The sequence below is a fragment of the Methanobrevibacter sp. genome (assembly GCF_045577275.1).
Taxonomy (GTDB): domain Archaea; phylum Methanobacteriota; class Methanobacteria; order Methanobacteriales; family Methanobacteriaceae; genus Methanobrevibacter.
Genome location: NZ_JAZNIB010000173.1, coordinates 1 through 5,082, shown reverse-complemented (window position 1 = coordinate 5,082; position 5,082 = coordinate 1). Strand labels below are relative to the sequence as shown.

Genomic DNA, 5,082 nt, shown 5'->3' with positions numbered 1-5,082 from the left:
TTTTTTTATAATTTTTTATATTTTTTTACCAATTATTTTACATTTCTTATAATTTTTTTAATAATTTTTATTAATGAGAAATTATAGAAATAGAAATGTATTTATTTTAATCAATTAAATGGAAAATTTGAAAGTAGTCCTGTGATAAATGAATATTTTGGGAGATAACATGAGAAACATTATTGTTGTAGACTGCATATCTACTGGAAAAAATTTTGTTGAAGATATAATCAATAGAGGCTATAATCCTATTTTATTAGATTTAAAAGTTGCAGACACTGAAGATGGCAGAGACTTTGCCGAGTTTGTTATAGAAAATTATAAGAGTATCAAGCATGAATATGAAATGATTTATGAAATGGATACCTATGAAGAAACCCTTGAAATGGTGAAAGAATATGATCCCCTTTTAATTGTTGCTGGTTTTGAAAGAGGGGTTCCTTTAGCAACTAAGTTGTCTGAAGACTTAGGTCTCTTAGGCAATTCTGTTGAAAATCTTGAAGCTATGACTGATAAGGGTAAAATGCAAGAGAGAATTGCTGAATATGGCCTTCGTTCACTTAAAGGAAAAGTCGTTGATAACCTGAAAGAGGCAATGGCATTTTATGATAATGAAGGATTGGAAGAAGTGGTTATAAAACCTAGTTATGGCGCCGGTTCTTCAAATGTCCGTTTTTGCAGTAACAGAGATCAGATGATTAAAGAGGTAAGCGATGTCTTTGACAGCATCAACCCTTATGGAAACATGATTGAAAAGATATTGGTTCAAGAAAGGGCTAAAGGTGTAGAATATGTTGTCAGTACCGTTTCTCATAAAGGCATTCCTCGTGTTAGTTTAGTTTGGAAATTCAATAAGGTCAAAAGCTCTCAAGGGGATGAGATTTATGAGTCCTGTGAGACTGTCAATGAATTAAATTTAGGTGAAGCTGAAGTTGTGGAATATGCATATGATGTAGCTAAGGCCTTAGGAGTTCAATACGGTTCTGTTTATGGTAAGTATATGATGGATGAAGATGGGCCTGTATTGATTGAGGCAAACTGCTGTCCTAGTGGTGGAAACATGCCTGCAGACTTCCTTGATATAATCTCAGGCCAGCATGAAACTGATAGCATTTTGGATTCATATTTGAAACCTGAACGCTTCTATGAAGAATTGAAGAGAAAATATGAATTGTATGCATATGGTATCCAAAAGTTCTTCATTGTTCCTAATAATATGATTGCTCGTTCTTCCCCAATGGTTAGCATAAGCAGTAGGTTAAAGGCTTATTATAGCACATCATTGAATACCATTAACTTAGGGGGCATATTTTATCAGAAAACCAAAGATGTGAACTCTAGTGCAGGAGTTGTATTTTTAGTTCATAAGGATTCCTCTGAAATCGAGAGCAATTTAAACTTTTTAAGAGCTGTTGAGAGAAATGCATTTTCATTGATTCTTTCTGATGATTCATTGGAAGCTCCAGAAATAGATGATGAAAAATATTTGAATGATATCAAACCATTGGTTAGTGAATCTGAAAAATATGGAACCTGCCTTTTTGTAACAGATCAATTTGTAGATGATATTAGCATTTTGCAAATCAATCATGAGCAGATAGAAGATGTAGGGGGCAAATTCGATTCAATCATCATTAACTTAAATAAGAGTCTCATTGATAAAAGTGAGGAAGAAAAGGTCAACATCGTTTTGAACATCTTTTCAAAGCTCAGAACTGGTGGAATGATTTTCATTCCTAAAAACACTTATCAATTTGCTATGAGTGGAAGAAAAGGTATGGAAGCTTTATTAAAGGTTTTAGATTATAAGATTGAACTTCCACCTTATAATATTAAAGAGGTTATTATTGCTTCTAAAGCTAAATAACTTCCATTTATTTTTTTATTTATTATATTTTATTTTTTTTAACAAAATTAGTATTTACATTAATTTTAAAATCTAATTTATAACAAAATTAGTATTTACATTAATTTTAAAAATCTAAATTAATTCAATAGGGATGATAAAATGAGAAATATTATTTTAGTTCATTGCACATCCTCTGGAAAAAATTTTGTAGAGGATATAATCAATAGGGGATATAATCCTATTGTATTGGAATTGAAAGCTTCAGAATCCGAGGATGGAGAAATATATAATAAACATATTCATGAAGGATATGAAAGGATTCCATATGATTTTGACATGATTTACGAACAGGATATTTATGAGGAGACCCTTGAAGCTGTAAGAAAATACGACCCTCTTTTAGTTCTTCCAGCAAGTGAACAGGGAGTTATTTTAGCAACTAGATTGGCACATGATTTAGGTCTTTTAGGAAATCACATTGATAATCTTGATGCAATGACACTTAAGGATAAGATGCAGGAGAGAATTGCTGAACATGGTCTTCGTTCAATTAAGGGAAAAACCATTCACAATTTGGAAGAGGCATTGGCCTTTTATGATGAGGAAGGATTAACTGAAGTTGTCTTAAAGCCTACTTACAGTTCAGGTTCTGCAAGTGTTCGTATTTGTTTAAATCGTCAAGAGCTGAAAGATACACTCAATTACTTGTTTGATGGCGTTAATCGTTTCGGAGATAATATTGAAGAACTTTTGATTCAGGAGAAGATCAACGGTGTTGAATATATTGTAAATACTGTTTCCCATAAGGGCATTCCTCGTGTTACCATGGTTTGGAAATACAATAAGATAAAAACATCTGAAGGGGCTATGGTTTATGATTCCTGTGAGACTGTCAATGAATTAGGTCTTGGAGAAGCTGAAATGGTGGAATATGCATATGATGTCGCTAAGGCTTTGGGAATTCAGTATGGTCCTGTTCATGGTGAATATATGATTGATGAAAAGGGGCCTGTCTTAATTGAAGTTAACTGCCGTCCAATGGGTGGGGATATGCCTGCTGATTTTATAGACAGGATTTCAGGCCAACATGAAACTGACAGTATTTTAGATTCTTATTTAAAACCTGAACGCTTCTTTGAAGAAATGAAGAAAAGATATGAGTTATATGCCTATGGTACATTGAAATTCTTCATCGTTCCGAATGACATTATTGCCCGTTCATCTCCTATGGCTCGTATAATCACTAAATTGGAGGCTTATCATAGCACATCATTATCTAGCATCAATATGGATGAGATATTCTTCCCAAAAACAAAAGATGTGGAAACAAGCGGCGGAACCGTATTTCTAGTACATGAAGATTTCTCAGAAATTGAAAAGAATTTAAACTTCTTAAGGACCGTTGAAAGAAGTGCATTTTCACTTATTTTAAGTGAAGATTCACATGTTTGGGAAATAAAAGATGATGAGACTTATTTAAAAGAGGTCATGCCATTGCTTGAATTGGCTGAAAAATATGGTACGGGCCTTTTTGTTACAGATCAATTTGTTGAAGGCATTAATATTTTACAAATAAATGCTGACCAAATTGAGGATATAACAGGCAAGTTTGATTTTATCATGGTCAATTTAAATAAAAGCCTTGTAGATAAGAATGGGGATGAAAAGGTAAAGATTCTTTTAGATATCTTTTCAAGATTAAGAACTGGAGGATACATTTTCATTCCTAAAAACAATTATGAATTGTCCGCTAGTGGTAGGAGAGGTACAGAAGCTTTGCTAAAGGTTTTAGATTATAGGATAGAACTTCCTCCACATAACATTAAGGATGTTATTATAGCTTCAAAAACCAAATAACTTATAAAATAAGATGATAATATGATTGAAACCGATGTTTTGGTAATTGGTGCAGGTCCTGCTGGTTCAGCAGCTAGCAAACATGCTGCTTTAGGAGGGGCAGACGTTATCCTAATAGATAAGAAATCGGAAATAGGTACTCCTAAAAGATGTGCTGAAGGCATTTATGACCATGGACTTAAATGGTTAGGCATAGAACCTGATCCACAATGGGCTGTTCAAAGGATCAATGGAGGAACTATAATTGCTCCTGATGGGACCAGATTAACTCTTGATGAGACAATTCTGCCTGAAAAGGGATACATTATTGAACGTAAGGTATTCGATAAGTACATGGCAATGGATGCTGCTAGAGCCGGTGCCAAGATAATGGTTAAGACCATAGCTAAATCAATCATGAGGGATGAAGATGATAAAGGATCATTTTTCATCGTTGATTGTGAGCATATGGGTGAAATCATTGAAATTAAAGCCCGTATATTGATTGCTGCAGATGGTCCGGAATCACGTATTGCTAAAGCATTGGGAATTAATTCCACTACCAATCCAAAGGATATGATGTCTGGAGTTCAATATGAGATGGTTGGGGTGAATTGTGAGAGAATGGACTTGATTGAGCTTCATATAGGCGCTTTTGCAGATGGCGGATATGCATGGATATTCCCTAAGGGTGATGATATAGCTAATGTAGGTATAGGAATCTCCTCAGCTTGCAAAAAGCCTGCTATTGATTTTTTAAATGAGTTCATTGAATCATATCCTCCTTTAAATAATGCTAAAGCCGTTGAACTTAATGTAGGTGGAGACCCTATCGGTGGATTGATTGAAAGAATTTATGATGATAACTTTTTAGTATGCGGTGATGCTGCAGGTCAAGTAGATCCAATAACTGGTGGAGGAATCATTTTAGGAATGCTTGGAGGTATGACTGCAGGTCAAGTGGCTGCAAAGGCCATCAAGGATAAGGATTATTCCAAAGAAAGGCTGAAGGAATATGATATTTTATATGATGAGCATACACAAGGTGCAATTCCTAAGCTTAAAATTGCACATGAAGTCTATCGTTCTTTGGAAGATGATGATTTTAATCAAATTATACATGCTTTTGCAGGGCTTGATATTCAAAATATGAACCCGAAAGATATTATAAAGGTATTTTTAAAAATATCTCCACGCATTGCCTTAAAGTTCAGTAAGTTGTTTAAGATTCTATTTTAATCTAAATTTTTTTATTATTTTTCATTATTTTTTTATTATTTTTTTTATTATTTTTTCTGTTATTCTTTTATTTAATTTTTATTTTCTTCATCTTTTCAATATTTTAATAATTTTGTTAATTTTTATTCAAATCAATTAAATTTTATAATTTTTCAAGT

Annotated in this window: 3 protein-coding genes; all 3 read left to right on the top strand. The window is 33.2% G+C overall.

All coding sequences use genetic code 11. From position 1 onward, the window contains the following. Positions 1 to 169: 169 nt before the first annotated feature. The 3 genes from ACKI67_RS05190 to ACKI67_RS05180 all read left to right on the top strand — a co-directional run bounded on the left by ACKI67_RS05190 (position 170) and on the right by ACKI67_RS05180 (position 4,924). Entirely contained in the window at positions 170 to 1,867 is a 1,698-nt protein-coding gene (locus ACKI67_RS05190) for an ATP-grasp domain-containing protein (RefSeq protein WP_407462358.1), read from the top strand. 141 nt (positions 1,868 to 2,008) lie between these two features. Then, positions 2,009 to 3,706: an ATP-grasp domain-containing protein gene (locus tag ACKI67_RS05185; protein ID WP_407462357.1), complete on the top strand. Its 1,698-nt coding sequence runs from the start codon at positions 2,009 to 2,011 to the stop codon at positions 3,704 to 3,706. Positions 3,707 to 3,727: 21 nt separating this feature from the next. Continuing rightward, entirely contained in the window at positions 3,728 to 4,924 is a 1,197-nt protein-coding gene (locus ACKI67_RS05180; RefSeq protein ID WP_407462356.1) for a geranylgeranyl reductase family protein, read from the top strand. Positions 4,925 to 5,082 lie beyond the last annotated feature (158 nt).